Raw genomic sequence first — 24095 nt, forward strand, 5'->3', positions numbered from 1 at the left:
TTCCCCCGCCTCCCGTCGACCCGCTGGACCGGAGCCGGTTCCCGATCGACGAGTGGGCGCTGGTCGAGGACGACTACCGGATTGAGGACCTCGGCACGACCGAGACGCTGTTCGCGGTGGCGAACGGATACCTGGGGATGCGTGGCAACCCCGAGGAGGGTCGCGACACGCACACGCACGGGACCTTCATCAACGGCTTCCACGAGACCTGGCCGATCCAGCACGCCGAGGAGGCCTTCGGCCTGGCCCGTGTCGGGCAAACCATCGTCAACGTCCCCGACGCCAAGGTCATCAAGATCTACGTCGAGGACGAGCCGCTCCTGCTCGACATCGCAGACCTGGAGACCTACCGCCGCAGCCTCTCCTTCTCCGAGGGTCTTCTGCGCCGCGAGCTCATCTGGCGCACCAGCGCCGGGCTGGGCGTCAAGGTGACCACGACCCGGATGGTCAGCGTGACGGCGCGGCACCTGGCCGTGATGACCATGGACATCGAGCTGCTCGACGGCAGCGCCCCGGTGGTCATCTCCTCCCAGCTGTTGAACCGCCAGGACGGTTCCGACGAGTACCACGTCCGGTCCGCGGCGATGGGCGAGGGCGCGGACCCGCGCAAGGCCGAGGGATTCGACCGTCGCGTGCTGGAGCCGCAAGCGAGCAGCACCCAGGACGGCCAGCTCTTGCTCGGCTACCGCTGCCACGACTCCCGGATGACCATCGCTGTCGCCGCCGAGCACCTGCTCCAGACCGATAACACCTGGAGCGAGGAGCTGAGCAGCACCGACGACATGGCCAAGCACGTGTACAACATCGAAGCTCGGGAGGGTCAGCCGATCCACCTGCAGAAGATCGTGACGTACCACACTTCGCGGGGGGTGCCGGTGCGCGAGCTCACCGACCGGTGCCGGCGCACCCTGGCCCGCACGGTGGCGCGGGGGGTCGAGGCCGTGCACCGGGACCAGCGCCAGTGGTTCGACACCTACTGGGCCAACTCCGACGTCCGGATCGCCCATCAGCCCGCGGTTCAGCAAGCCGTGCGGTGGAACCTGTTCCAGCTCGCTCAAGCCACGGCCCGCGCGGGAAGCCACGGCATCCCGGCCAAAGGGGTGACCGGATCGGGCTACGGGGGCCACTACTTCTGGGACACCGAGTGCTACGTGCTGCCCTTCCTGTCCTACACCGACCCCCGGGCAGCGCGGAACGCCCTGCGGTTCCGGCACCGGATGCTGCCCGCGGCCCGCGAGCGCGCAGCCGAGCTCGCCCAGCACGGGGCGTGCTTCCCCTGGCGCACGATCAACGGCAAGGAGGCGTCGGCCTACTTCGCGGCGGGCACAGCGCAGTACCACATCAACGCCGACGTGGCGCACGCCCTGATGAAGTACGTCCGCGCGACGGGTGACCGCGCCTTCCTGGTGCGCGAGGGGGTGGACATCCTCGTCGAGACCGCCCGCCTCTGGGCCGATCTGGGCTTCTGGCGGCACAACAGCACGGGGACCTTCCACATCCACGGGGTGACCGGGCCGGACGAGTACACCACCGTGGTCAACGACAACCTCTTCACCAACGTGATGGCGCAGTTCAACCTGGCGGTGGCAGCGTCCACCCTGAGCGACGTGGAGCGAGACTCCCCCGAGGACTACGCCAAGGCGGTCTCCCGGCTGAAGCTGCGCCCCGGCGAGGTCGACGAATGGCGCGAGGCGGCCAAGGGCATGTTCATCCCGTTCGATGAGGACATGGGCATCCACCAGCAGGACTCGCACTTCCTCGAGCGGGAGATGTGGGACCTGGAGCACACACCCAACGACAAGCGGCCGCTGTTGCTGCACTACCACCCGCTGGTCATCTATCGCTTCCAGGTGCTGAAACAAGCCGACGTCGTGCTGGCCATGTATCTGCAGGGCGAGCGGTTCACCGCCGAGCAGCGCCGGGCGAACTTCGAGTACTACGACCCCATCACCACCGGTGACTCCACCCTGTCGGCCGTGGTCCAGTCGATCGTCGCCGCCGAGGTGGGCTACTCGGAGCTGGCGCTGCGCTACTTCTACGCCGGTCTCTTCGTCGACCTCGACGACCGACACGGGAACACCACGGACGGGACCCATGTGGCCTCGACCGGCGGCATCTGGAGTGCACTCGCCGGCGGGTTCGGGGGGATGCGCGACGAGGGTGGGTCCCTCACCTTCGACCCGCGCCTGCCCGCGGAGTGGGAAGAGATCAGCTGGCCCATGCTCTGGCGTGGTTCCCGGATGCGTGTCACGGTCCGCCAGCACGAGATCACGTTCCGCGTCCTGAACGGCCCGGATGTCCTTCTTGCGGTGCGGGGGGAGCTGCACGTCGTCGGGCCGGAGGAGGTCTGCATCTCGGTGGCCGACCACGGGCCCAGACGCGAAGGCCTGCTCGACATCTCCACGTTGCTCGGCAGTAAGCGTCCGGACGGCAGCAGGTTCTCCGCGACCGTGCCCCACTCGTGGTCCGAGGAGATCGACGGGGTCGACGTCGAGGCCGCCCAGGCCGGCAACCTGCCTGGTTGACCCTTCTGACCAGGCGTGCGATGTGGTGCGGAGCCCACTGAGTGTGGTGCCATGGGTAGATGACGAGCACCCCTGAGTCCACCGAGGGCGGCTCTCCGGCCGGCCAGGCTGATGACCCTCCTCCCCCCGAGTCCGAGATCGACCGGCTCGTCGATGCCATCTCGGGCGAAGACGACCACGTCGGTATGGCGGCGCTGTGGCGCGTGACCATGGACCTGGACCAGTGGTGGTTCATCGCCGTCGGAGAGCCCGGGGAGGAGTCGCCCGCGGCCGCCGACATCGACGACCAACTGATGTTGCTCGCGTTCACCGACGGCGCGCGAGCACGTCACTTCGCGGTGGCACAAGGCATGATCGCCCGTGACGACCATCTCAGCGCGATCGCCCTGCGCCCCGACGAGGTGGTCGCGACCTCACGGGACTACGTCGACGCGGGCATCGACGGCCTGATGTTCGACCCCCACATCAGTGGCTACTTCATCGCCTCGGACCAGTTGCCCGTCGTGCACGCAGCCGTGCGGCAGCCCGCCTCCTAGGCCGCTGGGAACCCGATCACGGGACGACCAGGGTCTGCCCCGTCTGTAGGTGCAGGCTGTTCAGTTGGTTCTCCCGCTGCAGCGTGACGATCGCTCGGTCCAGCGGCAGGTGTGGCAGGTGCGTCGCCGCGATCTCCGACAAGGTCTGACCCGGCTGCACGACCACCTCAGAGGAAGCCGACGCCGGCCCCAGCATCAGGGTTGCCGAGACCAGCGCCGCCACCACGGCCAGGGTCAACGACACGGTGAGCGTCAGACGGCCGCGTCGAGTCAGCCGCCACACCTGCTCCTGTCGCCGACCACCGGCGCCGGCCGCGGGTGCCAGCCGCAAGTGACGCTCACGAAGGCCGGGGGCCACGGGGGCAAAGCGTTCAGCAGCAACAGCACTCATGGGGTCTCCTCGCGTACGCACTCAGCGACTCGTACATACGTACACTGTATAGCACGCGTGTACGAGAATGGCGACACGCCGGTCGAACACATGTTTGTCCGCCATGGCGAACATTCGTACGATGTCTTCATGGGATGCAGTGCACCAGATCGCACCGACAGACCCGATGAGCAGCGATGATGGTGGAAAGGGGATGAAGTTGATGGGCGATGTTCGCAGCCTGCCCGGCGAGGAAGGGCCTGCCGAGCTGAGCGGTCGCCAGCGCCGGGTCCTGGAGGTGATCCGGGACGCGGTGGACCGGCGCGGCTACCCACCGAGCCTGCGGGAGATCGGTGAGGCGGTCGGCCTCACCTCACCGTCCTCCGTGGCTCATCAGCTGAAGATGCTGGAACGCAAAGGCTTCCTCCGTCGGGACCCGCACCGTCCGAGGGCGATCGAGGTCGTGCTTCCCGGCGCCGAGCCGCACCAGTCCCGTGGCTACCGACGTGGCGAGACCGAGCACGCTGCAGCCTCGTTCGACGAGACGGACAGCGGCGACGAGCGCCCCGCAGCGTCGTACGTCCCGGTGGTCGGTCGGGTGGCCGCGGGCGGCCCGATCCTGGCCGAGCAGGCCGTCGAGGACATCTTCCCGCTGCCGAAGCAGATCGTGGGCGACGGTGACCTGTTCCTGCTCAACGTCGTGGGCGACTCCATGGTGGACGCGGCCATCTGCGACGGGGACTACGTGGTGGTCCGCCGGCAGCCGTCGGCGGACAACGGAGACATCGTGGCCGCCATGCTCGACAACGAGGCCACCGTGAAGACGTTCAAGCGGACCGCGAGCGGTGTATGGCTGCTGCCGCACAACGAGGACTACGACCCCATCGACGGCAGCGATGCGGTCATTTTGGGCAAGGTGACAGCGGTGCTGCGCCGCGTCTGAGCCCGTGTAGATCCGGTGCCGTCCGCCGACTCCATCCCTCCGGCGGGCGGCACTGCTGCGCTCGGGATCTCTCAGGCCCCGATCTGGTCGGCCAGGCGCGGGAGGACATCTTCCAGCAGCGCGTCCACGTGCACACTGGTCTCCGCGGATCCCCGGGTGGAGCCGCGGGTGATGACCGCGACCGGCTTGGCCAGGGCGGCGGCGCGACGGACGAACCGATACCCGCTCATCACCTGCAGCGAAGACCCGAGCACGAGCACGCTGCGGGCACGTTCGACCAATGCGAACGATGCCTCGACAAGCGCCTTGTCCACCGTGCCACCGAAGAAGACGACGTCCGGCTTGAGCCGGTCGGAGCCGCAACCCGGGCACGGAACCACGGTGAAGGCCCGCACCTGCTCGGCCGTCAGCACCACGTCCCCGTCAGGCTGCACGACGGAGTCGCGGTCGGCGACGAGGAAGGTGGGGTTGGCCTCGGCCAGCCAGCCGTGCACCTCCGGGCGTGGGTAGGCCCGAGAGCAGTCCAGGCAGACGACCCGTGCGAGGCTCCCATGCAGCTCGATGACGTCGCGTGCCCCGGCCGCCTGATGCAGCCCGTCCACGTTCTGGGTGATGATGCCTGACAGTGCGCCCGCACGCTGCCATCTCGCGACGGCGTGGTGGGCCACGTTGGGCCCGGCAGCCGAGAAGCGCTCCCACCCCGCGAAGGCCCGTGCCCAGTACCGGCGCCGACCTTCCAGGTCCGCGAGGAACTCGCTGTACATCATCGGCTGGACCCGACGACGTCCGTCGGGGCCTCGATAGTCCGGGATCCCGCTCGGCGTCGACATTCCGGCGCCGGTGAGCACCGCCACCTCGCCCCCCTGCAGCAGGGAGCTCACCTGTTCGTAGGCCGAGACATCCACCGGGGCCGGTGAGGGCACGGTGGGGTGGTGCAGCATCGGCTCAGCGTAATGCGCCGTCCACCAGCTCCACGTCGTCGGGGGTGTTCCACAGGTGGAAGCCGACGCGCACCAGGCCGGCACGGGAGGCGACTGTCGCACCGGCTTCCGCGCACGCCGCGGCACGCCGGCCGTCGGGGTCCTGGATCGCGACGACGGGAGTGGCTCGGGGCGGCATGTCCAGCCGGGCCCGCAGGTCGTTGGCCAAGCCGACGCCGTGTGCGCCGAGCTCGGCGACGTCGACGTGCCGGAAGACCTCGCCGGCCGCCGCCGCACCGACCCAGGTGAGCCAGCTGGGCGAGACGTCGAAGCGCCGAGCGTCGGCGGCGAGATGCATCTGGGGGCCGTAGACCGACTCCCAGACCGACTCCCCGGCGTACCATCCGGCGTTCACCGGGATGAGCCGATCGCGACCTTCCGGCCCGACGGTCAGGTAGGCGGCTCCTCGCGGCTGGCAGAGCCACTTGTAGCTGGCGCACACCGTGAAGTCGAAGCCCGAAGCGCGGACCGGGTACCAGCCGGCAGCCTGAGTGACGTCACAGAAGGTCAGCGCCCCGCACCGGCGGGCCGCCGCACGGACCCCTTCGAGGTCGACCACCTCGCCGGTGGAGCTCTGCGCGAGGCTGAACACGACCAGGTCGGTCGCATCGTCGATAGCCGTGGGCAAGGCCGCGAGCGAGACCATCTCGACCTGTACCCCGCGGTGACGTCCCGCTTGCACCAGGAAGGGAAAGAGGATCGAGGTGAAGTCGTCCTCGACCGCCAGCACGCGGGTCCCGTCGGGAAGGGAGGCGGCCACGACCCCGGCGAAGACCGAGACACTCGGGCCGACCGCGACGGCGCTCACCGGCGCGTCGACCAGGCGCGCGTAGTCACGGCGCGCGCGGATGACCGACTCGTCGTAGGCCAAGGGCGAGGCGATGCCCTGCTGCCAGTCCGACAGCCCTCGGCGCATGGCCTCGACGACCGCCCGGGGCGGCAGACCCATGGTCGGCGCGTTGAGATACCCCGGCGCAGGAGCGAACGCGTCGGTCACCCACTGCGGCAGAGCCACCCCTACTGGAACAGCTCGCCGATGCCGGAGCTCGAGCTGCTGGAGCTGGCATGACCACCGGTGGCCACGCCCTCCGACGGCTGGACCAGGACATACCCCTGCCCACCGAAGGCCATCTGCAGCATCTCCCCCGTGCCCCCGCGCACCAGCGACCCCAGGCCCCCGCTGTCCACCTTGACGTCCATCCGCACGCCTGCGGTCCACATCACGACGGCCTGGGCGTCGCCGAACGTGGGGGCCGAAGCCACGTCGAAGGCCACGGGATCGCCCTTGGTGGTGATCGCCACGTAGCCCGTTCCGCGCAGGTGCACGTTGTACAGGCCACCGGTCGCCATGCCGCCACGAGCCTGGATGCGCTTGATGTCCCAGTCGATCGAGGAGGAGAAGGCGAGGATGCTGTTGCCGTTGACGGAGATCTCGTCGTTCTCCAGGTACATGACCTGAATCTCCGAGGCGTCGTCGGCCACGAACAGCTCCCCCTGACCGGTGCAGGTCATCATCTGGACCCCTTCACCGGTCATCTTGGACTTGATGATCTTGTTCAGCCCCCCCGAGCCCTTGTTGGCGAACTTCACGTCGCCCTGGTAGGCGACCATCGAGCCGGTCTTGGCCATGACCGGGCCGTAGTTCATCGAGATCTTCAGCAGCTTCTTGTTCTGGAGGACGAACGGGTCGGTGGACGGGTTCTCCTGGTGTTCCTTGAACAGCGAGCCGTGGATTGCCATAGCCGTAGTGCCCTTCCGTGATGGTGTGGTCCTCACTATCCTCTACCGAAACCTGGAAGTGGTAGGGCTGTATCGCGACAGCGTCCCGGTCGCGCGACACGGGCAGGAGCATCATGGGGTTCTTGGACAAGGCCAAAGCGGCCGCGACCGACTTCGCCGCGAAGGCGGACACCGCTCTGACACAGGCGGCCTCGGGCGCGAGCCAAGGCGAGACCGACCGCTACCTGCGCGACCTCGGCGTGGCCGCGTACGCCGAACACTGCGGTCAACCGGTGGACGGCGAGTCGCGGACTCGCGCCCTGGCCGGCCTGGACGCCCTTCGCGAGCACGGACAGCTCGGCTCGCTGGCCCCCTCCGAGCCGCCTCCGCCGGCCCCGGGAACGGCCGCGGCGCCACCGCCACCGGGCTCTCCCCCGCCTCCGCCACCAGGCTCTGCCCCACCGCCGCCGACCGGGTCCTCCTCGACACCACCCCCTCCCCCGCCGCCCCGACCCAGCACTTAGCCATTATCTCGAGTTATCGTTGCTGGCATGTTCGATGCTGCCGGTATGCGAGTCATGCGGGCCATCGCCGATCATGGCAGCTACACGGCAGCGGCAGCCTCGCTCGGGTACACCCAGCCGGCCGTCTCCCAGATGGTGCGGCGGCTCGAGCAGCGCGCGGGAACCGTGCTGGTCGAGCGGCTCGGTCGATCCGTACGCCTGACCGAAGCAGGTCGGGTGCTCGCACGTCACGCCGGTCTCGTGCTGACCGCGCTGGACAACGCGGAGGCGGAAGTCACCGCCATCGCAGGGATGCAGGCCGGCCGCGTGCGGCTCATGGCCTTCCCGTCCTCCTCCGCCGTCCTCGTGCCGCGGGCCCTGGCCAAGGTGCGTGCCGAACATCCAGGCGTGACCATCCAGTTCTCCGAAGGTGAGCCGGAGGAGTCGCTGGCCGCGGTACGCGAGGGAGCGTGTGACCTGGCCGTGGCGTTCACCTACGACGGCACGGACGTGGGGCGTGGCGTCGACGACCTTCAGGGGCTGGACGTGATCGAGATGCTCACCGACCCGGTGCTCGTGGCCCTGCCGGCGCAGCACCGTCTGGCCGCCCAGGAGGTGGTCGCGTTGACGGACCTGGCTCCCGAGCCGTGGATCGCGGGGTGCCCCCGGTGTCGTGGGCATCTGCTGGCCCTGGCGGGACGGGCGGGTTTCGCGCCCGACGTCGCGTTCGAGACCGAGGACTACGTGGCGGTGCTGGGACTGGTCGCCGCCGGGCTGGGGGTTGCGCTGGTGCCGGCCCTGATCCTGAACTCCGTCTCCCACGAGGCCGTGGTGACACGGGCGATCGAACCACCATCCCGACGATCTGTGCACGTCGTCACCACCCCGGACCTGCGGCGTGTGCCCGCCGTGGAGGCGACCATCAGCGCCCTGCAGCTCAGTGCCCGCGAGCTGACGGACTCGGCCTACCAGGGAGAGGCCGTCTAGCGATCGGCGGCGTGGAGCACGCTCATCCCACCACCGGGTGAGGCGAGGACGGCCACGTGACCGTGCAGGTCCGTACGCCGGACGCGCATCCCCGCGCCTCGCAGCAGCGTCAGGGTGGCGGTCGTGGGGTGACCGAACGAGTTGTCGGCGCCGACACCGATCAGTGCGAGTCCGGCCCCGACCCCGCGTACGAGCGGAGCATCCTGGTCCGCCGAGCCGTGATGGGCCACCTTCAGCACGTCGAAGCGCCGTCCGGCCACCAACCGGCGCACCCGCCGAGACGCCTCGGCCTCGATGTCGCCGGTGAACAGCACCCGGGTCGGGCCACTGGTGACGTCGAGGACCAGGCTCGCGTTGTTGGCTGCTGACTCGCCCGCAACCCCGCGGCCCGACGGCGGCCACACCACCTCGGCGGCACCACCGGGCCAGCTCATCCGGGTGCCGCTCACGGCCACGCGCGTGGGGACCTGTGCCTGCTCCAGGGCCTGCAGCGCCTGTGCGGCCTCCGCAACCGGGTCCTGGACCGGGGTGACGAAGGCGGCATCGACCTCCACGGCGGCCAGCACCTCCCCCAACGCCCCCACGTGGTCTTGGTGGTAGTGACTCAGCACCAGGGCCGAGACACGAGACACACCGAGGTCGCGCAGACACGACACGATCCCTGACTCCGGTGGGCCCACGTCGACCACGACCGCGGTCTCCGGGGAGCTCGTAGGCAGCACGAACGCGTCACCCTGGCCGACATCGCAGGCCACCAGTGTCCAGCCCGGGGGCGGTGGCCAGCGCGAAGCCCCCGGCACCGGCGCCAGGGTCGCGGCGATGGCGCAGGCCAGGACCGCGCTCACCGCACGACGCGCGCGCAGCTGGGCGGACAGCCACGGCCCCGTCAGCAACAGCAGCCCGGTCAGGACGGCGAGCGTCCAGGCCCCCACGGCGCCGTCGGCCCACTCCACGTGGCCCCAGGGCAGCGCCGCACAGGCTCGCGCCACCGCACCGATCCACCAGGCAGGAAGCGCGCCGAGCGCCGCCAGCCCGGTTCCCAACGGGACCCACACCCATGCCCCGAGGGCCGCCGCCACACCGGCAACCGTGGTCATCGCTACCACCGGCGCCGCCAGGAGGTTGGCCAGCACGGCGACGACGGCGATGTCCCCCTGCAGGAGCACGATGACCGGGGCGCAGACGACCTGTGCCGCCAACGGCACCGCGACGGCGTGACCGAGCACCGCGGCCCGTGCCGGAAGACGCGCGGCGAAGGCCTCACCCCATGGCCGGGCGAAGATCACCAGCCCCAGTGTGGCCAGCACCGAGAGCGCGAAGCCGAAGGAACGAGCGAGGTGCGGGTCCACGCACAGCAGCACGATGACGGCGCATCCCAGAGCCGGCAGGGTTGCCGCCCGGCGCGAGGCGCTCAACCCGGCCAGGCCGATCAGCCCCATGACGCCCGCCCTCAGCACACTCGGCTCGGGGCGACACAGCAGCACGAAGCCCACCAGGGCCAGCACGGCCAGCGGCGAGCGCCAGCGACGGGGAACGCCGGTCGCACGACACCCCAGCACCACCGCTGCCAGCACGATGGCCACGTTGCTGCCGCTGACGGCGCTGAGGTGGCTCATGCCCGTTTCCAGCATCGCCTCGGACAGCTCGGGTGGCGTCAGGGAGGTATCGCCGATGACCAGGGCAGGAATGAGGGCACGCGCGTCGCGCGGAAGGGGGTCTACCGCCGCGCGCAGGCGGGCCCGCACCCGGTCCGCCCCTCGGAGCAGGGATGGTGGTGCCCGTTCCAGGACGGGGTCGCTGGGCGCGGTCAGCACCGCCACCACGTCGGCCGACGTGTTCACCGACCCGGCGTCGTCCCGCAGCACAGCCAGACGGCCGGTGGTGCTCACCGTCCCCCGCCAGGGCACGCTGCGCCACTCCGGGCCCGCGAACACCAGCACCGGACTCGACGAGCGGCTCACCGCACCGCGGGCGCTCACGTGCTCCACCCGCAGCCGGAGCACCACCCGCTGCGTCCCGCCGGGCCCCTGCTCGAGCGCACGTGGCTGCGTGGTCACCACTCCTCGGACGCGGGCGACCGCCTCCTGCTGAGCCAGGTCAGCAACCGGTCCGGCTCGCTCGACCTGTCGAGCAGCAGTGGCACAGGCCAACACGGCCGCAACGGCGAGGGCACCCAGAGCCACCGTGGCGCTCCAGGAGCCGGCACGCCGGCCGGCACCGCCGGTTCCGTCCGCGCCCGGCGTGCGCCGCGACGGCCGGCGCAGAATCTGGGCACCCGAGACGAGCAGGACGAGGCCGGCACCCGCCAACCCGACCGAGGCCCGGGGCGACGGCTGCCCCGCGGCCCAGGCGGCGCACGCCCAGGCGACGAGGGCGGGGAGCAACAGCCGAAGGTCAAGCCCTGCTCGCACGCGGTGCACTGGCGCGCGGGCTGACGGCCTCACGGGTTGACCGTCACCTGGGACCGCAGTCGCTCCACGGTCTTCGGGCCGATTCCGCTGACCTCGAGCAGCTCCTCGGTCGAGCTGAACCGTCCGTGCTCGGCCCTCCAGGCCAGGATCGCCTCCGCCGTGACCGGACCGACCCCGGACAAGGTCTGCAACGTCGTGGAGTCGGCGGCGTTCAGGTCGATCGGACCGGCAGCGGCGCGCGAGGAGGCCGAGGGGGCGACACTGCCCGCTGCAGGACGTGACGGGGCCACGGCCTCCGCGGGGGCTTCCGCGCCCTTGACCGGCACCCAGATGCGCTCTCCGTCCGCAACCAGGCGTGCGAGGTTCAGCCGGGCCGGGTCCGCCTTCGCTGACAGGCCGCCTGCCGCATCCACCGCGTCTGCGACCCTCGAGCCCGCGGGAACGTCCACCACGCCGGCATCGCGGACCGCTCCGATGACGTGGACGTATGCCGTTCCCGACGCCGTGCTCGCCGCAGCCGGTGCGGCGTCGGCATGCATGCCGGCCCCGGGAGAAGGGGCCTGCGTGGCCGTGACCGCAACCGAGTCCGCCCGCGGGATCGCGGTCGCCTCGGAGCTCGGCTGCGCAGCGAGGACCCGCACCCCGAGCACCGCAAGGACCGCCAGGACCACGAGCACCGCGCCCGCCAGGACCGGCGAGGCCACGCGGACCCTCGCCCGGCGCAGAGCTCGTGGAAGCGTGAGGACGCCGGGGGTGGAACCTGCACCGGGTCCCACCTCGGTCTGGGTCTGGGTCTGGGTCTGGGTCTCGGTCGTCTCCATCGCCCCGAGGAGCCGCGAGACCCGGTCGGAGGAAGAGGCCATGGCCGCACGCTAGAAACGCGCAGTCCGGTCCGACCCGTTCTGCGGCACCTCTGGGGACCGTGAGGCGAAGACGAGCGGGGTGTGGACGAGGCCCCTCAGCGACCGGCCGACGAACGGCGGCTCAGTCCGGGGCCGGCTCGGGGCAGACGACGACGGCGACGGTGCCGGGTCCGGTGTGAACCCCGATGACGGCACCGAGCTCGACGATGTCCACCGGGACCTCTGCGTCTGCCGCCAGGTCCGCCTGCAGGGCCGCGGCGAAGCCCTCCGCCCGGTCGGCGGCGTCGAGGTGGTGGATGCCGACCCGCACCGGGCGGCCTGCGGCCAGGTGCGCACCGATGTCGCTCACCGTCTGCGCGCGCAGCCGCGCCAGGGCCTTGGCCCGGGTGCGCACCCGCTCCCACGGCTGCACCTCCCCGTCGGCCACGGTGAGCAGCGGCTTGATGGCCAGGGCGCCACCCAGCAGCGCCGACGCCTTGCCGATGCGCCCCCCGTGGCGCAGGTACTCCAGGGTGTCGACGTAGAAGTAGGCCGAGCAGGCGGCCGCACGCTCGGCGACCGTGTCGGCCACCACCTGCGCCGGCTGACCGGCGGTGGCCAGGTCGGCACCGGCGCAGACGGCATACCCCATGGCGAGCCCGAGGGTCCGCGAGTCCACCACGGTGACCTCGATCTGCTCCGCCACCTCGGCTGCGGCCAGCCGCGCGGACTCCACGGTGCGGCTGATGCGGCTGGAGAGGTGCACCGAGACCAGGCTGCGCACCCCGCGACGGCGGGCCACCTCGCCGTAGAAGTGCGCCAGCTGCCCCGGCGAGGGCCCCGAGGTGCTCAGCGGGTACTCCTGGCCGCGCAACAGTGACGCCACCTCGCGGCCGGAGATGTCGACCCCCTCGGAGTAGGTCCGTGCCCCGACGATCACGTGGAGGGGGACGAGCTCGACGCCGTGCTGCCCGGCCATGGCAGCCGACAGGCTGGCCGTCGAGTCGCAGACGACGGCCACACCGTCGGAGGCTGGAACGGGTGCCATACGAGGAACCGCCCTAGGCGGGGACGATGTTCACGAGCTTGGGCGCACGGACGATGACCGTGCGCGGCTCGACGCCGCCCAACAGCTGCTGGATCCGCTCGGTCCCCAGGGCCAGGTCTCGCAGCGCCGTCTCGTCGATGTCGGCGGCCACCTGGATGCGGTCACGCACCTTGCCCTTGACCTGCACCACACAGGTCACCGACTCCTGGACGAGCCACGCGGGGTCGGCCTGCGGGAAGGGCGCGAAGGCCAGCGACTGGGCATGTCCGAGGCGCGACCACAGCTCCTCGGCCAGGTGCGGGGCCACCGGCGCCACCATCTGGACCAGTGGCTCCGCCGCCGCCCGCGGTACGGCCTCGAGCTTCGTGAGTGCGTTGTTGAGCTCGATCATCTTGGCGATCGCGGTGTTGAACCGGATGGCCTCGTAGTCGGCACGTACCCCCTCGATCGTGCGGTGCAGCGTCCGGGACAGCTCGTCCGACAGCGGGGCCTCGACCACCCGGGGTTCGCCGGTCTCCTCGTCGACGACGTTGCGCCACAGCCGTTGCAGGAAGCGCTGGGAGCCCACCACGGCACGGGTCTCCCAGGGCCGGTACTGCTCCAGGGGACCCATCGACATCTCGTAGACCCGGAACGTGTCCGCGCCGTACTGCTCGCACATCTCGTCCGGTGTCACCACGTTCTTCAGCGACTTGCCCATCTTGCCGTGCTCCTGGGTCACCACCTGGCCCTGCCACGTGTGGGTGGGCGTCCCTCCCTCGGGGTCGGCGACCTCCACCACCTCATGCGCCGGAACCGGCTGGCCTCGGGAGTCCCGGTAGACGTAGGCCTCGACCATGCCCTGGTTGATCAGCCGGCGGAACGGCTCTTCGCTGCTGAGGTAGCCCAGGTCGTAGAGGACCTTGTGCCAGAAGCGCGCGTACAGCAGATGCAGCACCGCGTGCTCGACCCCGCCGATGTACAGGTCCACACCGCCGGGGTCGCGAGCACCGTCGGGAGCGCCGGCCACCGGCCGTTCGCGCGGCCCGATCCAGTAGCGCTCGACCTCCGGGTCGACCGGGAGCTGGGTGTTCGCAGGGTCCAGGTAGCGCAGGTGGTACCAGCAGGACCCGGCCCAGTTGGGCATGGTGTTGGTGTCCCGTCGGTAGGTCTGCACCCCGCGCCCGTCACCCAGGTCCAGCTCGACCTCGAGCCAGTCGCTCGCTCGCGCCAACGGCGCCTCGGGCATCGACTCCGCGTCGTGCGGGTCGAAGGTGCGTGGGCTGTAGTCAGGCACCTCGGGCAGTTCCACCGGCAGCATCGCGTCCGGCACCGCGTGAGCCACGCCGTCTGCGTCCCAGAGCACCGGGAACGGCTCGCCCCAGTACCGCTGGCGGCTGAACAGCCAGTCGCGCAGCCGGTAGGTCACCGTCGGCGCGCCCGTGCCGTGCTCGGTCAGCCAGGCGACGATCGTCTCCTTGGCCTGCTCGACACCCATGCCGTCCAGACTCACGGTCTCGTTGGCCGAGTTGATCGCCGGGCCGTCGCCGACGAAGGCCTCGTCTTCGGGGTGGCCCTCCGGCGGCTGCACCGTGCGCACGATGGGCAGCCCGTAGGCCTGGGCGAAGTCCCAGTCGCGCTCGTCCTGCCCGGGCACCGCCATGATGGCGCCCGTGCCGTAGCCCATCAGGACGTAGTCGGCGACGAAGACCGGCAGCGCCGCGCCGTTGACGGGGTTGGTGGCGAAGGCGCCGGTGAACACGCCCGACTTGCTCCGGGTGTCGGACTGGCGCTCCAGGTCGCTCTTCATGGAGGCGTGGCGCTGGTAGGTCTCGACCGCCGAGCGCGGGTCCGGCGCACCCGCAGTCCACGACGCCGGGACGCCGGAGGGCCAATCCGGCGGCACCAGCTGCTCCAGCAGCGGGTGCTCGGGAGCCAGCACCATGAACGTCGCTCCGAACAGGGTGTCCGGACGGGTGGTGAATACCTCGATCTCCGCTCCGGGCGCTGCGGTGGCGAACCGCACCATCGCACCGGTCGAACGTCCGATCCAGTTGCGCTGCATGGCTTTGACCCGCTCGGGCCAGTCCAGCCGGTCCAGGTCGTCCACGAGCCGGTCGGCGTAGGCGGTGATCCGCATCATCCACTGGCTGAGGTTGCGCCGGAAGACCGGGAAGTCGCCGCGCTCGGTCAGGCCCTCGTTGGTGACCTCCTCGTTCGAGACGACGGTGCCCAGGCCGGGAGCCCAGTTGACCGGGGCCGAGGAGACGTAGGCCAGTCGGTAGTCGTCCAACACCCGCGACTGCTCGACGGGGGTGAGCTCATCCCACGGCTGACCGCCCGGCGTGCGGCGCTCCCCGGACGCGAACTGCGCGACGAGCTCACCGATCGGGCGTGCTCGCCCCCGCTCCCCGGAGTCGCGGAGCGCCTCGGTGTCGTACCAGGACTCGTAGATCTGGGTGAAGATCCACTGTGTCCAGCGGTAGTAGTCCGGGTCGATCGTGGCGAACCCGCGACGCCTCTCGTGCCCCATTCCCAGGCGCCGCAGCTGGGCGCGGTAGCCCACCATGTTGGCCTCGGTGGTCGTGCGCGGATGCTGACCCGTCTGGACGGCGTACTGCTCGGCCGGCAGCCCGAACGCGTCGAAGCCCATGGTGTGCAGCACGTTGGTGCCGGTGGTCCGTTGGAAGCGGCAGTACACGTCGGTGGCGATGAAGCCCAGCGGGTGTCCCACGTGCAGCCCGGCCCCCGAGGGGTAGGGAAACATGTCCATGACCATGAGGTGGGGCCGGCCTGGGGCCACCCGCGGATCGTCGGGACGCCCCCACGGCCCGGCGGGATTGACCGAGCTGAAGGTGTCCTCGGCCTCCCACCGGTCCTGCCAGCGCCGTTCGATCTCGTTCGCGACGGCCGCGGTGTAGCGGTGGGCGGGTATGTCCTCACTCATCCGGGTGGTCTTCTCCTCGGTCGTCGGCGGTGGATGCACAAAAAAGCCCCTCGTAGCACGAGGGGTCGGCCGCACTGGGTGGTGCCCGCGTCAGCGCAGCCGGGTCACCAGGAGCCGGGGATGGGTCGGTCCGGTCATGGTGTCGTCATGGTAGCGCAGAGGGCACCGAACCCGTCCCGGGTCGGTGCCCTCGACAACACGAGGTCCTGCGGTCAGCCGAGGGTCTTCGCCTGCTTGGCCATGGCCGACTTCTTGTTGGCGGCCGTGTTCGGGTGCAGCACGCCCTTGCTGACGGCCTTGTCGAGCTTGCGGGACGCCTGGCGCAGGGCCTGCTGGGTCGCCTCCACGTCGCCGCTGGCGTGGGCACGGCGGAACTTGCGGATCCAGGTGCGCAGCTCGGACTTGTACGCGCGGTTGCGCTCGGTGCGCTCGGCGTTGGTCTTGACGCGCTTGATCTGCTGCTTGATGTTTGCCACGTAGGTTCTTCCTGCTGGGTGACGGGCCGGTGGTTCGTGTTGCGAAGGATGTGGGCCGCCGCGTGGGCAGCGGAGCCAACCGCCCACCATACGCGCAGGTTCAGACCAAGACCAATCCGATGGTCGTATCCTCCGCAGATGTCCGGTGCGTCCTCGTTGCCCCGCGTCGCGTGGGCGATGCAACCCCTCTATGTCGTGGCGGAGGTGGTCATCGGGGCCACGCTCGGTGTGTCCTACTCCTTCCGGGACGACACCATCAGCGCACTGGGCACGACCTGCCCGCCCGGGGGGACCGGGTGCGCCGATGCCGGGGCGGTGATGAACGCCGTCTTCGTGGTCTTCGGCGCATTGCAGGTCCTCGGAGCGTGGCCGGCACTGCGCTCCCGGGGAAGGCGCAGCGACCGGGTCGCCGGCGCGCTGTGGGCGAGCGCGGGTGCCTTCTCGATCCTGGTGGGGCTCTTCCCGGTGGACTCCCGGCCGCTTGCGCACACGCTGGTGGCGCTGCCGGTCTTCCTGTGCCAGCCGGTCGCTCTGCTGCTCCAGCTACGTCTGCGCCCGGCTTCCGCCGTGCGCTCCATCGGGATGGGGCTGGCCGCGCTGTCGGTCACGGGGACGCTCGCCTTCGCCCTCTTGCTCGGGGCACCGGCGGGGGCAGGTCTGGCCGAGCGCGCGGCCCTCTGGCCGGCCAAGGTGTGGCTCGCGCTCAGCCTGGCGGGCACCTCGTCCTGGCGACGCTGAGCTCGGGGTCGGTCCGGAGGCTCTCAGCGGTTGCGCTCGGCGCAGATCGTGAGCACGGCGCGCTCCACGGCGTACTCGGGCGAGCGCGCGACCGCCGTACCGCTACGCAGCCCGCCCTTGACCTCCACGTCAGCTGCGGCCACAGCCTCGATGGCCCGGCCGAGCCGCGGCCCGTCCCAGCCCTGCGACGCCCGCCGCGCCTGCTCGACCTGCCACGGTGCCATCCCGAGGTCCTTGGCGATGGAGGCCGGGCTGGCCCGGCCGGCCGCCGCCACGCGGCCGACCTGTCGCAGCTGCATGGCCAGGACCGCGATGATCGGCACCGGGTCCAGTCCCCCGATCATCACGTGTCTGAGCAGGCGCATCGCCTCGGCCTGGTCTCCGGCCAGAGCGGCGGCGGCGACCTTGAAGCCGGTGGTCTCGACACGCTCGCCGTAGTAGGTCTCGACGTCGGAGACGCTGATGGCGCCCGAGGTGTCCCGCACCAGCTGCGAACACGCCGAGGCCAGCTCTCGGACGTCCTTTCCGACGGCGCGGACCAACGCCGTGGCGGCCTCCCGCTCGATGCGGCGACGGGCGGTCTGGACTTCCTTCACCACGAAGCCGACCTTGTCGCCCTCGCTCTTGATGGCCTTCGCCTCCATCACCCTGGCCCCGCCGGAGCGCAGGGCGTCCAGCACACGCTTGCCGCGGTTGCCGCTCTTGTGGCGGATGACGAGGGTCACGTCGTCGGCGGGCGCGCTGATGAGCTGCATGGCGTCCTCGATGAGGGTGTCATCCGCCTCGTCGAGGTCATGCACGACCAGGACCGTGGCCCCTCCGAACAGGGAGGGGCTGGCGTGCATCCCCAGGTCTCCCGGCACGTAGGCGGAGGCGTACAGCCGGACCACCTCGACCTCGGGGTCGTCCTGGCGCACGGCCGCCACCACGTCGTCGACGGCGCGCTCGGCGAGGATCTCCTCCGGCCCGGAGACCAGGACCAGTGAGGGTGCGGGAGTCGCGCTCACGGCGCGACCGCCTTCAGTTCCAGCTGGTTCAGCCTTGAGGTGACCAGGTCCGGGGGCAGGGACAGGTGCTCGGCCAGGGCCTCGGTGGTGAGGCCTGCCTCCACCGCGTCCCGCAGCTGCCCGTCCTCCTGCTCGGTCCAGGCATGCCCGCCGGTCACCGCCGTACGGGGCGAACGTGCGACCGGTGGCGCGGAGGTCACAGCCGACCCCCCTCCACCGGCCCACGGCAGCACCTCGGGAGCGTCACGGTCGAGACGGGCCAGTGCGCCGAGGACGAGGTCCCGGTCCGTGGTGGGCCAGAACGGTGGCAGCGAGCGTTGCAGGAAGGCGGCGTAGCTCTTGGTCGTCATGCGCGAGTCCAGCAGGGCCACCACTCCCCGGTCGTCATGCCGGCGGATCAGGCGGCCCGCCCCCTGGGCGAGCTTGAGTGCCGCGTGGGTGGCCGATACGGCCATGAAGCCGTTCCCGCCGATACGACCGATCGCCTCGGTGCGCGCTGAGGACAGCGGGTCGTCGGGCCGAGGGAAGGGGATACGGTCGATCAGCACGAGCTGGCACGCCGATCCGGGCACGTCGACGCCCTGCCACAGCGACATGGTGCCGAACAGGCAGGTCGAGGCGCGGGAGGCGAACTCCCGCACGAGGGCTGGCGTCTGGTCATCGCCTTGGCACAGCACCTCGATGTCGGTGTCGGCGAGGCGGTCCCGCATCTGCTCCGCAGCGGTCTCGGCCGCTCGACGCGAGCTGAACAGCCCGAGGGTGCGGCCCCCCGCCGCACGCATGAGCGCCTCGATCTCGTCGAAGACCACGGGGCCGGCTCCGTCGCGACCCAGCGGCGGCAGGTGCTGTGCGACGTACGCGATGGCTTGGCGCGGGTAGTCGAAGGGGCTGCCGACATCGAGGCCGACATAGCCCGGGGTCTCGGAGCCGCGCAGCCCGATCGTGCCGGCCACCGCGTCGAAGGAGCCACCCAGCTCCAGGGTCGCCGACGTCAGCACCACGGTGCGGTCGGTGAAGACGTTCTCGCGCACCGCCGCCGCCACGCTCATGGGGGCCACCCGCAGGGCGGGCTGGCCACGCGGGTCACGGGCCACCCACGTCACGTCGAGCTCACGCTCGGCCAGGAGCCGCTCGCAGCCGTCGAACACCTCACCGACGGCGGCACGAGCCGCCTGCCGGGCGCCGTCGGCCCCACCGTCGGAGGACGAGGAGATCTCACTGGTCAGCGCTCGTGCCGCATCGCGCACCACGGTCAGCGCACGCCCCAGGCCCTCCGGCAACCCTAGGCTCAGCCGTCCCTCGGGCAGCGAGGCGAGCACCTCGCGCAGCTCCTCGGCCGCCTCGGTGAGGTCGTCGGCAGACTCCTGCCGCCCCGCCTTCCGGGCGGCGGCGGTCACCGATGCCGCACTCATCTCGTCGGTGACGGTGGAGGTCACCCGGTCGGTGAGCTCGTGCGCCTCGTCGATGACCAGCAGGTCGTGCTCGGGCAGCAGGTGCCGGCCCTCGAAGGCGTCGATGGCCATGAAGGCGTGGTTGGTCACCACCACGTCGCTCTCGCGGGCGACGGCGCGCGCGGCCTCGACATGGCACTCGCCGAACAGAGGGCACTTCTGCCCCAGACACTCCCGGGCGCTCACCGAGACCTGACGCCAGGCCCGGTTGCTCACCCCGGGAGCCAGCTCGTCACGGTCGCCCGACTCGGTCACCTCGGCCCACTCGCGCAACCGGCTCACCTCGGCGCCGAGCGCCGATCGCTCGGTGTCGACGGCGCCGACCGCCATCAGGGCATCGGCGTCCTTGTCGACGAACCCGCCGACGACCTTGTGCCGGCACAGGTAGTTCGAGCGTCCCTTGACCAGCGCGAACGTCGGCTCCCGCCCCAGCTCGCCGCGCAGCGCCCGCGCGATGCGCGGCAGGTCGCGGTCGATGATCTGCGACTGCAGAGCCAGCGTGGCGGTGGCCACCACCACGGGCTTACCGGTGAGCACCGCGTGAGCCAGCGCCGGAACGAGGTAGGCCAGTGACTTGCCGGTACCTGTCCCCGCCTGCACCAGCAGGTGCTGCTCGTCCTCCACTGCGTCCCGCACGGCGTGCGCCATGCGGACCTGGCCCTCGCGCGTCGCGCCCCCGACCGCCTCCACCGCCTTCGCGAGCAGCGCCTCGAGGTCCGCGGTCATGGCAGACAGGGTATGCCGTGCCGGGCGCCGACCTGCGAGCTCCACAGACCTGGCGCAGCGGCCGAGCGGCTGCGGCTACGAAGCGTAGGCCGCCAGCGCTCCGTGCAGGTCAGGGAGCACCTTGGCCTCCAGTCGTGTGCCGTGGGCGGTGTGGTTCTCGGTGAGGATCTCCCCCTCGGCGTGCAGTCGGCTCACCAGGTCGCCGCGGTCGTAGGGCACCAGTACATCGATCAGGATCTGCGGACGAGGCAGCGCCGCCTCGAGCGCGTCCACGACCTGCGGCATGCCCGCAGAGGTCCGGGTCGAGGCCACCACCGCCCCCGGGTAGGCGCGCTTGAGCCGCTCGACCGTCAGCGGGTTGGCCACATCCGCCTTGTTGAGCACCACCAGCTCGGGCAGGTCGCCGACCGCGAGGTCGGCCAGCACCTCGTGCACGGCCCGGATCTGCGCCTCCGGGTCCTCCTGGGAAGCGTCCACGACGTGCAGCAGCACATCGGCTTCGCCGGCCTCCTCCAGGCTCGAGCGGAAGGCCTCGACGAGCTGGTGAGGCAGACGGCTCACGAAGCCCACGGTGTCGACGAGGGTGTAGGCCCGTCCCTCCGCGGTCTCGGCGCGGCGGACGGTGGGGTCCAGCGTCGCGAACAGCTGGTCCTGCACCAGCACCCCGGCGCCGGTGAGACGGTTGAGCAACGAGGACTTGCCCGCGTTGGTGTACCCGACGATGGCCACGCTCGGCACCTGGCCCGCCTTGCGGGAGGACCGCTTGGTCTCGCGGGTCACCTTCATCGACGCGATGTCGCGACGCAGCTTGGCGATCCGGGTGTTGATCCGGCGCCGGTCCAGCTCGATCTTGGTCTCGCCCGGGCCGCGCGAGCCGATGCCCTCACCTCCGGCCACGCGGCCGCCGGCCTGCCGGGACATCGACTCACCCCAACCTCGCAGGCGCGGCAGCAGGTACTGCAGCTGTGCCAGCTCGACCTGGGCGCGACCCTCGGCCGACTTGGCGTGCTGAGCGAAGATGTCCAGGATGAGCGCGGTGCGGTCGATGACCTTGACCTTGACGATGTCCTCCAACGCCCGGCGCTGCGAGGGTGCCAGCTCGTCGTCGCAGACCACCGTGTCCGCCCCCGCGGCCTGGACGATCTCGCGCAGCTGCTGCGCCTTCCCCGAGCCGAGGAAGGTCGCCGGGTCCGGGCTCGAGCGTCGCTGCAGCACGGCGTCGGTGACCGTCGACCCGGCGGTCTCGGCCAGTGCCGACAGCTCCCGCAGCGAGCCTTCGGCGCTCTCGGAGCTACCCTGGCTCCACACCCCGGCGAGCACGACCCGCTCCAGGCGAAGCTGGCGGTACTCGACCTCGCTGACGTCACGGAGCTCGGTGGACAGGCCGGCGATGCGTCGGAGCGCGGCCCGCTCCTCGCGGTCGAGCTGCTCCCCGTCCAGGTCGTCGGCGGGTGGGGTGCTGACCGGCTCCAGCCCCGGCGAGAGGTCGGGGTCAGCGTGCTGGTGGTGTCGGTATGCGGTCATCGTCTCCCTCGGGTCGCGTTCAGCGTCTCATCCCTCAACGCAGCAGGCCATCGTTTTCCTCCGCCGTAGGATCGAAGGCGATGTCCACGCCGCCCGAACCCGAGGACCAGACCGAGTCACCGCCGCAGCACTACTTCACCGCCGAGCCGGTGTCCGACGCCGACCTACGGGTGCTCGAGGTGCACCTGGCCGGTCGGCCACTGCGCCTGCTCACCGCCTCGGGAGTCTTCTCTCCCGACCGCGTCGACAAGGGCACGGCGATGTTGCTCCGGCATGTGCCCGAGCCACCGGTGCGCGGCACCTTCCTGGACCTCGGATGCGGATGGGGCGCGCTGGCCCTGACCATGGCGTTGACCTCGGCGGACGCGGCGGTGTACGCGGTCGACGTCAACCGGCGCGCGCTGGAGCTGACCGGCCGCAACGCCGATGCCGTCGGGGCCCGCGAGGTCAGGGTGGCCGAGCCCGACGACCTGCCGGGCGATGTCCGCTTCGACCTGATCTGGAGCAACCCGGCCATCCGCATCGGCAAGGTCGCCCTGCACGAGATGCTGCTGCGCTGGCTTCCCCGTCTGGCGCCCGGAGGGACGGCGTACCTCGTCGTCAGTAAGAACCTCGGCGCCGACTCGCTCCAGACCTGGATCGCCGGTCAGGATGCACGCTGGGAGGTGGAGCGCCACGCCTCGGAGAAGGGCTTCCGCGTCCTGCGGGTGCACCTGCCCGCGGACGGCTCGGCCGCCTGAACCGCCACGGGCACGTGGTCCCCCCGATCTCTGCCAGACTTCGGAGCGACCCGCACGCGAGCTGCTCAGTCATCGCCCACCCTGGAGGACGAAGCCATGGAGACGGTCGAGGTTTCCCTGGACGAGGTGGAGTCCGTCACCGCGGCCGCGCTGGAGCGCCACGGGGCCGCACCCGCCGTCGCCGGCCACGTCAGCCGAGCGGTCCGCGTCGCTGAAGCGACAGGGAACCGGATCTGTGGCCTGTACTACCTGGAGAGCTACTGCCGCCAGCTGGTCACCGGGCGCGTTGACGGCCAGGTCGACCCCGTCGTCACGGTCGCCCGTCCCGGCGCGGTCCGCGTCGACGCGCGGTTCGGCTTCGCCCAGAGCGCTTTTGCCGCGGCCTTCGAACCCGCGGTCGAGGCCACGCGGAGCAACGGCACCTGTGGTCTCGCGGTCGAGCACAGCCACACCTGCACCTCGCTGGGATTCTTCACCGAGCAGTTCGCACAGGCCGGGCTGCTGGCGATCGGTACCACCACCGCGTCGGCCCGGGTCGCGCCCCCGGGTGGGAACCGCCCCCTGCTGGGCACCAACCCGATCGCCATGGCCGTGCCGGCGCGTGAGGGCGGGGTGGCCTTCCAGTTCGACTTCAGCACGAGCGCAGTGGCACTGGGCAAGATCACCATGGCGGCCGCCGAGGGCGAGCCCATCCCCACAGGCTGGGCGGTCGACGAGGACGGCGAGCCGACCACCGACGCGCAGGCGGCCCTGCGCGGCTCGTTGCTCTCGGCCGGGGGCTACAAGGGCTACGCCATCGGTCTGATGGTCGAGGTGTTGTCCTCCGCGCTGACCGGGTCGGTGGCCAGCGCCGACGTGCAGGCACTCAAGGCACCCGAGGGGCCCCCGCACGACCTCGGGCAGTTCTACCTCGTCGTGGACCCGCGCTCCTACAGTGGTGAGGCCTTCTACGATTCGCTCGCGCTGTTGGCCGAACGGGTCGACGAGCAGCCCGGGGCGCGCCTACCCGGAGCCCACCGCACCCTGCCCGACCAGGTCACGCTCGACCGAGCGCTCTGGCAGGACACCGTGGAGCTGGCCGGCGGGACACCCGGCTGAGGTGCTCCTCCCGGAGCAAGCCGCCGCCGGCTACCGCACCGTGATCCCGAACTCCGCTCCAGCGTCGAGGATGGCCTCGAAGAGGTAGGACCCGTACGAGCGTTCACAGCTGATGTGGTAGGACGGGGCGCCGTGATCGTCCTGACGGAGGATGTGGCACAGCACCAGGGCGACCGACCCGGAGACCACCGCACCGTCGGGCATCATCGACTCGGACCAGTCGAGGCCGCAGATCTTCTCCAAGGTGGCGGCAGCCAGGGCACCGCGGAGCCGGAGCAGTGCCACCCCGTGCGTCACGTCGACAGAATGGGCATCCTCGGTCACTTCGAGTGAGGCGACCAGCGCGTGCACCGCCACGGAGTCCCCGGTCAGCGCCCACGCGCCCGGTCGCTGGCCGGAGATCGTGACCCCCTCCGCGACACGACTGGCGCCGTAACGCACGCCGATCGATGCCGCGAGGTCCCCGTCCGGGTCCGCGCGCAGCAGCACCATCGCGGTGCCCGAGCAGTCGGACAGGCTCACCTCGCTTTCCCGCGCTGACGGCG

The 24095-nt window shown here is 71.0% G+C and carries 21 protein-coding genes; 8 read left to right on the forward strand and 13 right to left on the reverse strand.

What is annotated here, in order from left to right:
- Positions 1 to 23 precede the first annotated feature (23 nt).
- Positions 24 to 2525 carry a glycoside hydrolase family 65 protein gene (locus VJ976_RS09240; RefSeq protein ID WP_324100041.1) on the forward strand — a complete coding sequence of 834 codons (2502 nt, stop codon included), beginning with the start codon at positions 24 to 26 and terminating at the stop codon, positions 2523 to 2525.
- 59 nt (positions 2526 to 2584) lie between these two features.
- The gene (locus VJ976_RS09245; protein WP_324099916.1) at positions 2585 to 3061 is read left to right on the forward strand and encodes a hypothetical protein; all 477 of its coding nucleotides are present in this window, start codon (positions 2585 to 2587) and stop codon (positions 3059 to 3061) included.
- Between the two features lie 16 nt (positions 3062 to 3077).
- Here VJ976_RS09245 and VJ976_RS09250 read toward each other — a convergent pair whose 3' ends face one another.
- On the reverse strand, positions 3078 to 3452 hold the full coding sequence (locus tag VJ976_RS09250) for a LysM peptidoglycan-binding domain-containing protein (protein ID WP_324099917.1): 375 nt from the start codon (positions 3450 to 3452) through the stop codon (positions 3078 to 3080).
- A 202-nt stretch (positions 3453 to 3654) separates the two neighbouring features.
- On the opposite strand from VJ976_RS09250, the gene lexA reads away from it, so the two are divergent.
- The gene (gene lexA, locus VJ976_RS09255) at positions 3655 to 4374 is read left to right on the forward strand and encodes a transcriptional repressor LexA (RefSeq protein ID WP_324100042.1); all 720 of its coding nucleotides are present in this window, start codon (positions 3655 to 3657) and stop codon (positions 4372 to 4374) included.
- Positions 4375 to 4445: 71 nt separating this feature from the next.
- On the opposite strand, the gene VJ976_RS09260 is transcribed toward lexA, so the two are convergent.
- The 3 genes from VJ976_RS09260 to VJ976_RS09270 are packed head-to-tail and all read right to left on the reverse strand — an operon-like array spanning position 4446 to position 7094.
- A complete protein-coding gene (locus VJ976_RS09260) occupies positions 4446 to 5315 on the reverse strand; it encodes a Sir2 family NAD-dependent protein deacetylase (RefSeq protein WP_324099918.1) in 870 nt (289 codons plus the stop codon).
- A 4-nt stretch (positions 5316 to 5319) separates the two neighbouring features.
- Positions 5320 to 6369, reverse strand: a complete 1050-nt coding sequence (locus VJ976_RS09265; protein WP_324099919.1) for an aminotransferase class V-fold PLP-dependent enzyme — start codon at positions 6367 to 6369, stop codon at positions 5320 to 5322.
- A gap of 2 nt (positions 6370 to 6371) precedes the next feature.
- Entirely contained in the window at positions 6372 to 7094 is a 723-nt protein-coding gene (locus VJ976_RS09270) for an AIM24 family protein (protein WP_324099920.1), read from the reverse strand.
- 113 nt (positions 7095 to 7207) lie between these two features.
- On the opposite strand from VJ976_RS09270, the gene VJ976_RS09275 reads away from it, so the two are divergent.
- Together VJ976_RS09275 and VJ976_RS09280 are read left to right on the forward strand one after the other, a co-directional pair.
- Positions 7208 to 7597 (forward strand): hypothetical protein, encoded by a 390-nt coding sequence (locus VJ976_RS09275; RefSeq protein ID WP_324099921.1) that lies wholly within the window; start codon positions 7208 to 7210, stop codon positions 7595 to 7597.
- A 27-nt stretch (positions 7598 to 7624) separates the two neighbouring features.
- On the forward strand, positions 7625 to 8563 hold the full coding sequence (locus VJ976_RS09280) for a LysR family transcriptional regulator (RefSeq protein ID WP_324099922.1): 939 nt from the start codon (positions 7625 to 7627) through the stop codon (positions 8561 to 8563).
- Here the strand turns inward: VJ976_RS09280 and VJ976_RS09285 are convergent.
- From VJ976_RS09285 to rpsT, 5 genes are all read right to left on the reverse strand, one after another.
- A complete protein-coding gene (locus tag VJ976_RS09285) occupies positions 8560 to 10974 on the reverse strand; it encodes a ComEC/Rec2 family competence protein (protein ID WP_324099923.1) in 2415 nt (804 codons plus the stop codon). The two genes, VJ976_RS09280 and VJ976_RS09285, sit on opposite strands and share 4 nt — an antisense overlap.
- Positions 10975 to 11003: 29 nt before the next feature.
- Positions 11004 to 11837, reverse strand: coding sequence for a helix-hairpin-helix domain-containing protein (locus VJ976_RS09290; RefSeq protein ID WP_324099924.1), 834 nt, complete (start codon positions 11835 to 11837; stop codon positions 11004 to 11006).
- Between the two features lie 121 nt (positions 11838 to 11958).
- The gene (locus VJ976_RS09295; protein WP_324099925.1) at positions 11959 to 12864 is read right to left on the reverse strand and encodes a DegV family protein; all 906 of its coding nucleotides are present in this window, start codon (positions 12862 to 12864) and stop codon (positions 11959 to 11961) included.
- A gap of 13 nt (positions 12865 to 12877) precedes the next feature.
- The gene (leuS, locus tag VJ976_RS09300; RefSeq protein WP_324099926.1) at positions 12878 to 15790 is read right to left on the reverse strand and encodes a leucine--tRNA ligase; all 2913 of its coding nucleotides are present in this window, start codon (positions 15788 to 15790) and stop codon (positions 12878 to 12880) included.
- 212 nt (positions 15791 to 16002) lie between these two features.
- Positions 16003 to 16266 carry a 30S ribosomal protein S20 gene (gene rpsT / locus VJ976_RS09305; RefSeq protein WP_324099927.1) on the reverse strand — a complete coding sequence of 88 codons (264 nt, stop codon included), beginning with the start codon at positions 16264 to 16266 and terminating at the stop codon, positions 16003 to 16005.
- A 138-nt stretch (positions 16267 to 16404) separates the two neighbouring features.
- Here rpsT and VJ976_RS09310 point away from each other — a divergent pair, with 138 nt between their 5' ends.
- A complete protein-coding gene (locus VJ976_RS09310) occupies positions 16405 to 17004 on the forward strand; it encodes a DUF998 domain-containing protein (RefSeq protein ID WP_324099928.1) in 600 nt (199 codons plus the stop codon).
- Positions 17005 to 17027: 23 nt separating this feature from the next.
- Here the strand turns inward: VJ976_RS09310 and holA are convergent, their stop codons facing one another.
- The 3 genes from holA to hflX all read right to left on the reverse strand — a co-directional run bounded on the left by holA (position 17028) and on the right by hflX (position 21712).
- Positions 17028 to 18011: a DNA polymerase III subunit delta gene (holA, locus tag VJ976_RS09315; RefSeq protein ID WP_324099929.1), complete on the reverse strand. Its 984-nt coding sequence runs from the start codon at positions 18009 to 18011 to the stop codon at positions 17028 to 17030.
- The gene (locus VJ976_RS09320; RefSeq protein WP_324099930.1) at positions 18008 to 20188 is read right to left on the reverse strand and encodes an ATP-dependent DNA helicase; all 2181 of its coding nucleotides are present in this window, start codon (positions 20186 to 20188) and stop codon (positions 18008 to 18010) included. Before VJ976_RS09320 ends, holA begins: the two co-directional genes overlap by 4 nt.
- A gap of 75 nt (positions 20189 to 20263) precedes the next feature.
- Positions 20264 to 21712, reverse strand: coding sequence for a GTPase HflX (hflX, locus tag VJ976_RS09325; protein ID WP_324099931.1), 1449 nt, complete (start codon positions 21710 to 21712; stop codon positions 20264 to 20266).
- A gap of 80 nt (positions 21713 to 21792) precedes the next feature.
- On the opposite strand from hflX, the gene VJ976_RS09330 reads away from it, so the two are divergent.
- Together VJ976_RS09330 and VJ976_RS09335 are read left to right on the forward strand one after the other, a co-directional pair.
- On the forward strand, positions 21793 to 22452 hold the full coding sequence (locus VJ976_RS09330) for a class I SAM-dependent methyltransferase (RefSeq protein ID WP_324099932.1): 660 nt from the start codon (positions 21793 to 21795) through the stop codon (positions 22450 to 22452).
- Between the two features lie 96 nt (positions 22453 to 22548).
- Complete coding sequence (locus tag VJ976_RS09335; RefSeq protein WP_324099933.1) at positions 22549 to 23550, forward strand: Ldh family oxidoreductase; 1002 nt, start codon at positions 22549 to 22551, stop codon at positions 23548 to 23550.
- 30 nt (positions 23551 to 23580) lie between these two features.
- On the opposite strand, the gene VJ976_RS09340 is transcribed toward VJ976_RS09335, so the two are convergent.
- Entirely contained in the window at positions 23581 to 24072 is a 492-nt protein-coding gene (locus tag VJ976_RS09340) for a hypothetical protein (protein WP_324099934.1), read from the reverse strand.
- Positions 24073 to 24095 lie beyond the last annotated feature (23 nt).

Source organism: Ornithinimicrobium sp. (genome assembly GCF_035267225.1).
In the GTDB taxonomy this organism is placed as follows: domain Bacteria; phylum Actinomycetota; class Actinomycetes; order Actinomycetales; family Dermatophilaceae; genus Ornithinicoccus.

Bases quoted from the DNA above. Each gene is read 5' to 3' on its own strand.
- lexA (WP_324100042.1), top strand. From the start codon at position 3,655: ATGGGCGATGTTCGCAGCCTGCCCGGCGAGGAAGGGCCTGCCGAGCTG.
- VJ976_RS09245 (WP_324099916.1), top strand. From the start codon at position 2,585: ATGACGAGCACCCCTGAGTCCACCGAGGGCGGCTCTCCGGCCGGCCAG.
- VJ976_RS09330 (WP_324099932.1), top strand. From the start codon at position 21,793: ATGTCCACGCCGCCCGAACCCGAGGACCAGACCGAGTCACCGCCGCAG.
- VJ976_RS09310 (WP_324099928.1), top strand. From the start codon at position 16,405: ATGTCCGGTGCGTCCTCGTTGCCCCGCGTCGCGTGGGCGATGCAACCC.
- VJ976_RS09335 (WP_324099933.1), top strand. From the start codon at position 22,549: ATGGAGACGGTCGAGGTTTCCCTGGACGAGGTGGAGTCCGTCACCGCG.
- VJ976_RS09295 (WP_324099925.1), bottom strand. From the start codon at position 12,864: ATGGCACCCGTTCCAGCCTCCGACGGTGTGGCCGTCGTCTGCGACTCG.
- leuS (WP_324099926.1), bottom strand. From the start codon at position 15,790: ATGAGTGAGGACATACCCGCCCACCGCTACACCGCGGCCGTCGCGAAC.
- VJ976_RS09320 (WP_324099930.1), bottom strand. From the start codon at position 20,188: ATGACCGCGGACCTCGAGGCGCTGCTCGCGAAGGCGGTGGAGGCGGTC.
- VJ976_RS09250 (WP_324099917.1), bottom strand. From the start codon at position 3,452: ATGAGTGCTGTTGCTGCTGAACGCTTTGCCCCCGTGGCCCCCGGCCTT.
- VJ976_RS09270 (WP_324099920.1), bottom strand. From the start codon at position 7,094: ATGGCAATCCACGGCTCGCTGTTCAAGGAACACCAGGAGAACCCGTCC.
- VJ976_RS09290 (WP_324099924.1), bottom strand. From the start codon at position 11,837: ATGGCCTCTTCCTCCGACCGGGTCTCGCGGCTCCTCGGGGCGATGGAG.
- VJ976_RS09275 (WP_324099921.1), top strand. From the start codon at position 7,208: ATGGGGTTCTTGGACAAGGCCAAAGCGGCCGCGACCGACTTCGCCGCG.
- hflX (WP_324099931.1), bottom strand. From the start codon at position 21,712: ATGACCGCATACCGACACCACCAGCACGCTGACCCCGACCTCTCGCCG.
- VJ976_RS09260 (WP_324099918.1), bottom strand. From the start codon at position 5,315: ATGCTGCACCACCCCACCGTGCCCTCACCGGCCCCGGTGGATGTCTCG.
- VJ976_RS09280 (WP_324099922.1), top strand. From the start codon at position 7,625: ATGTTCGATGCTGCCGGTATGCGAGTCATGCGGGCCATCGCCGATCAT.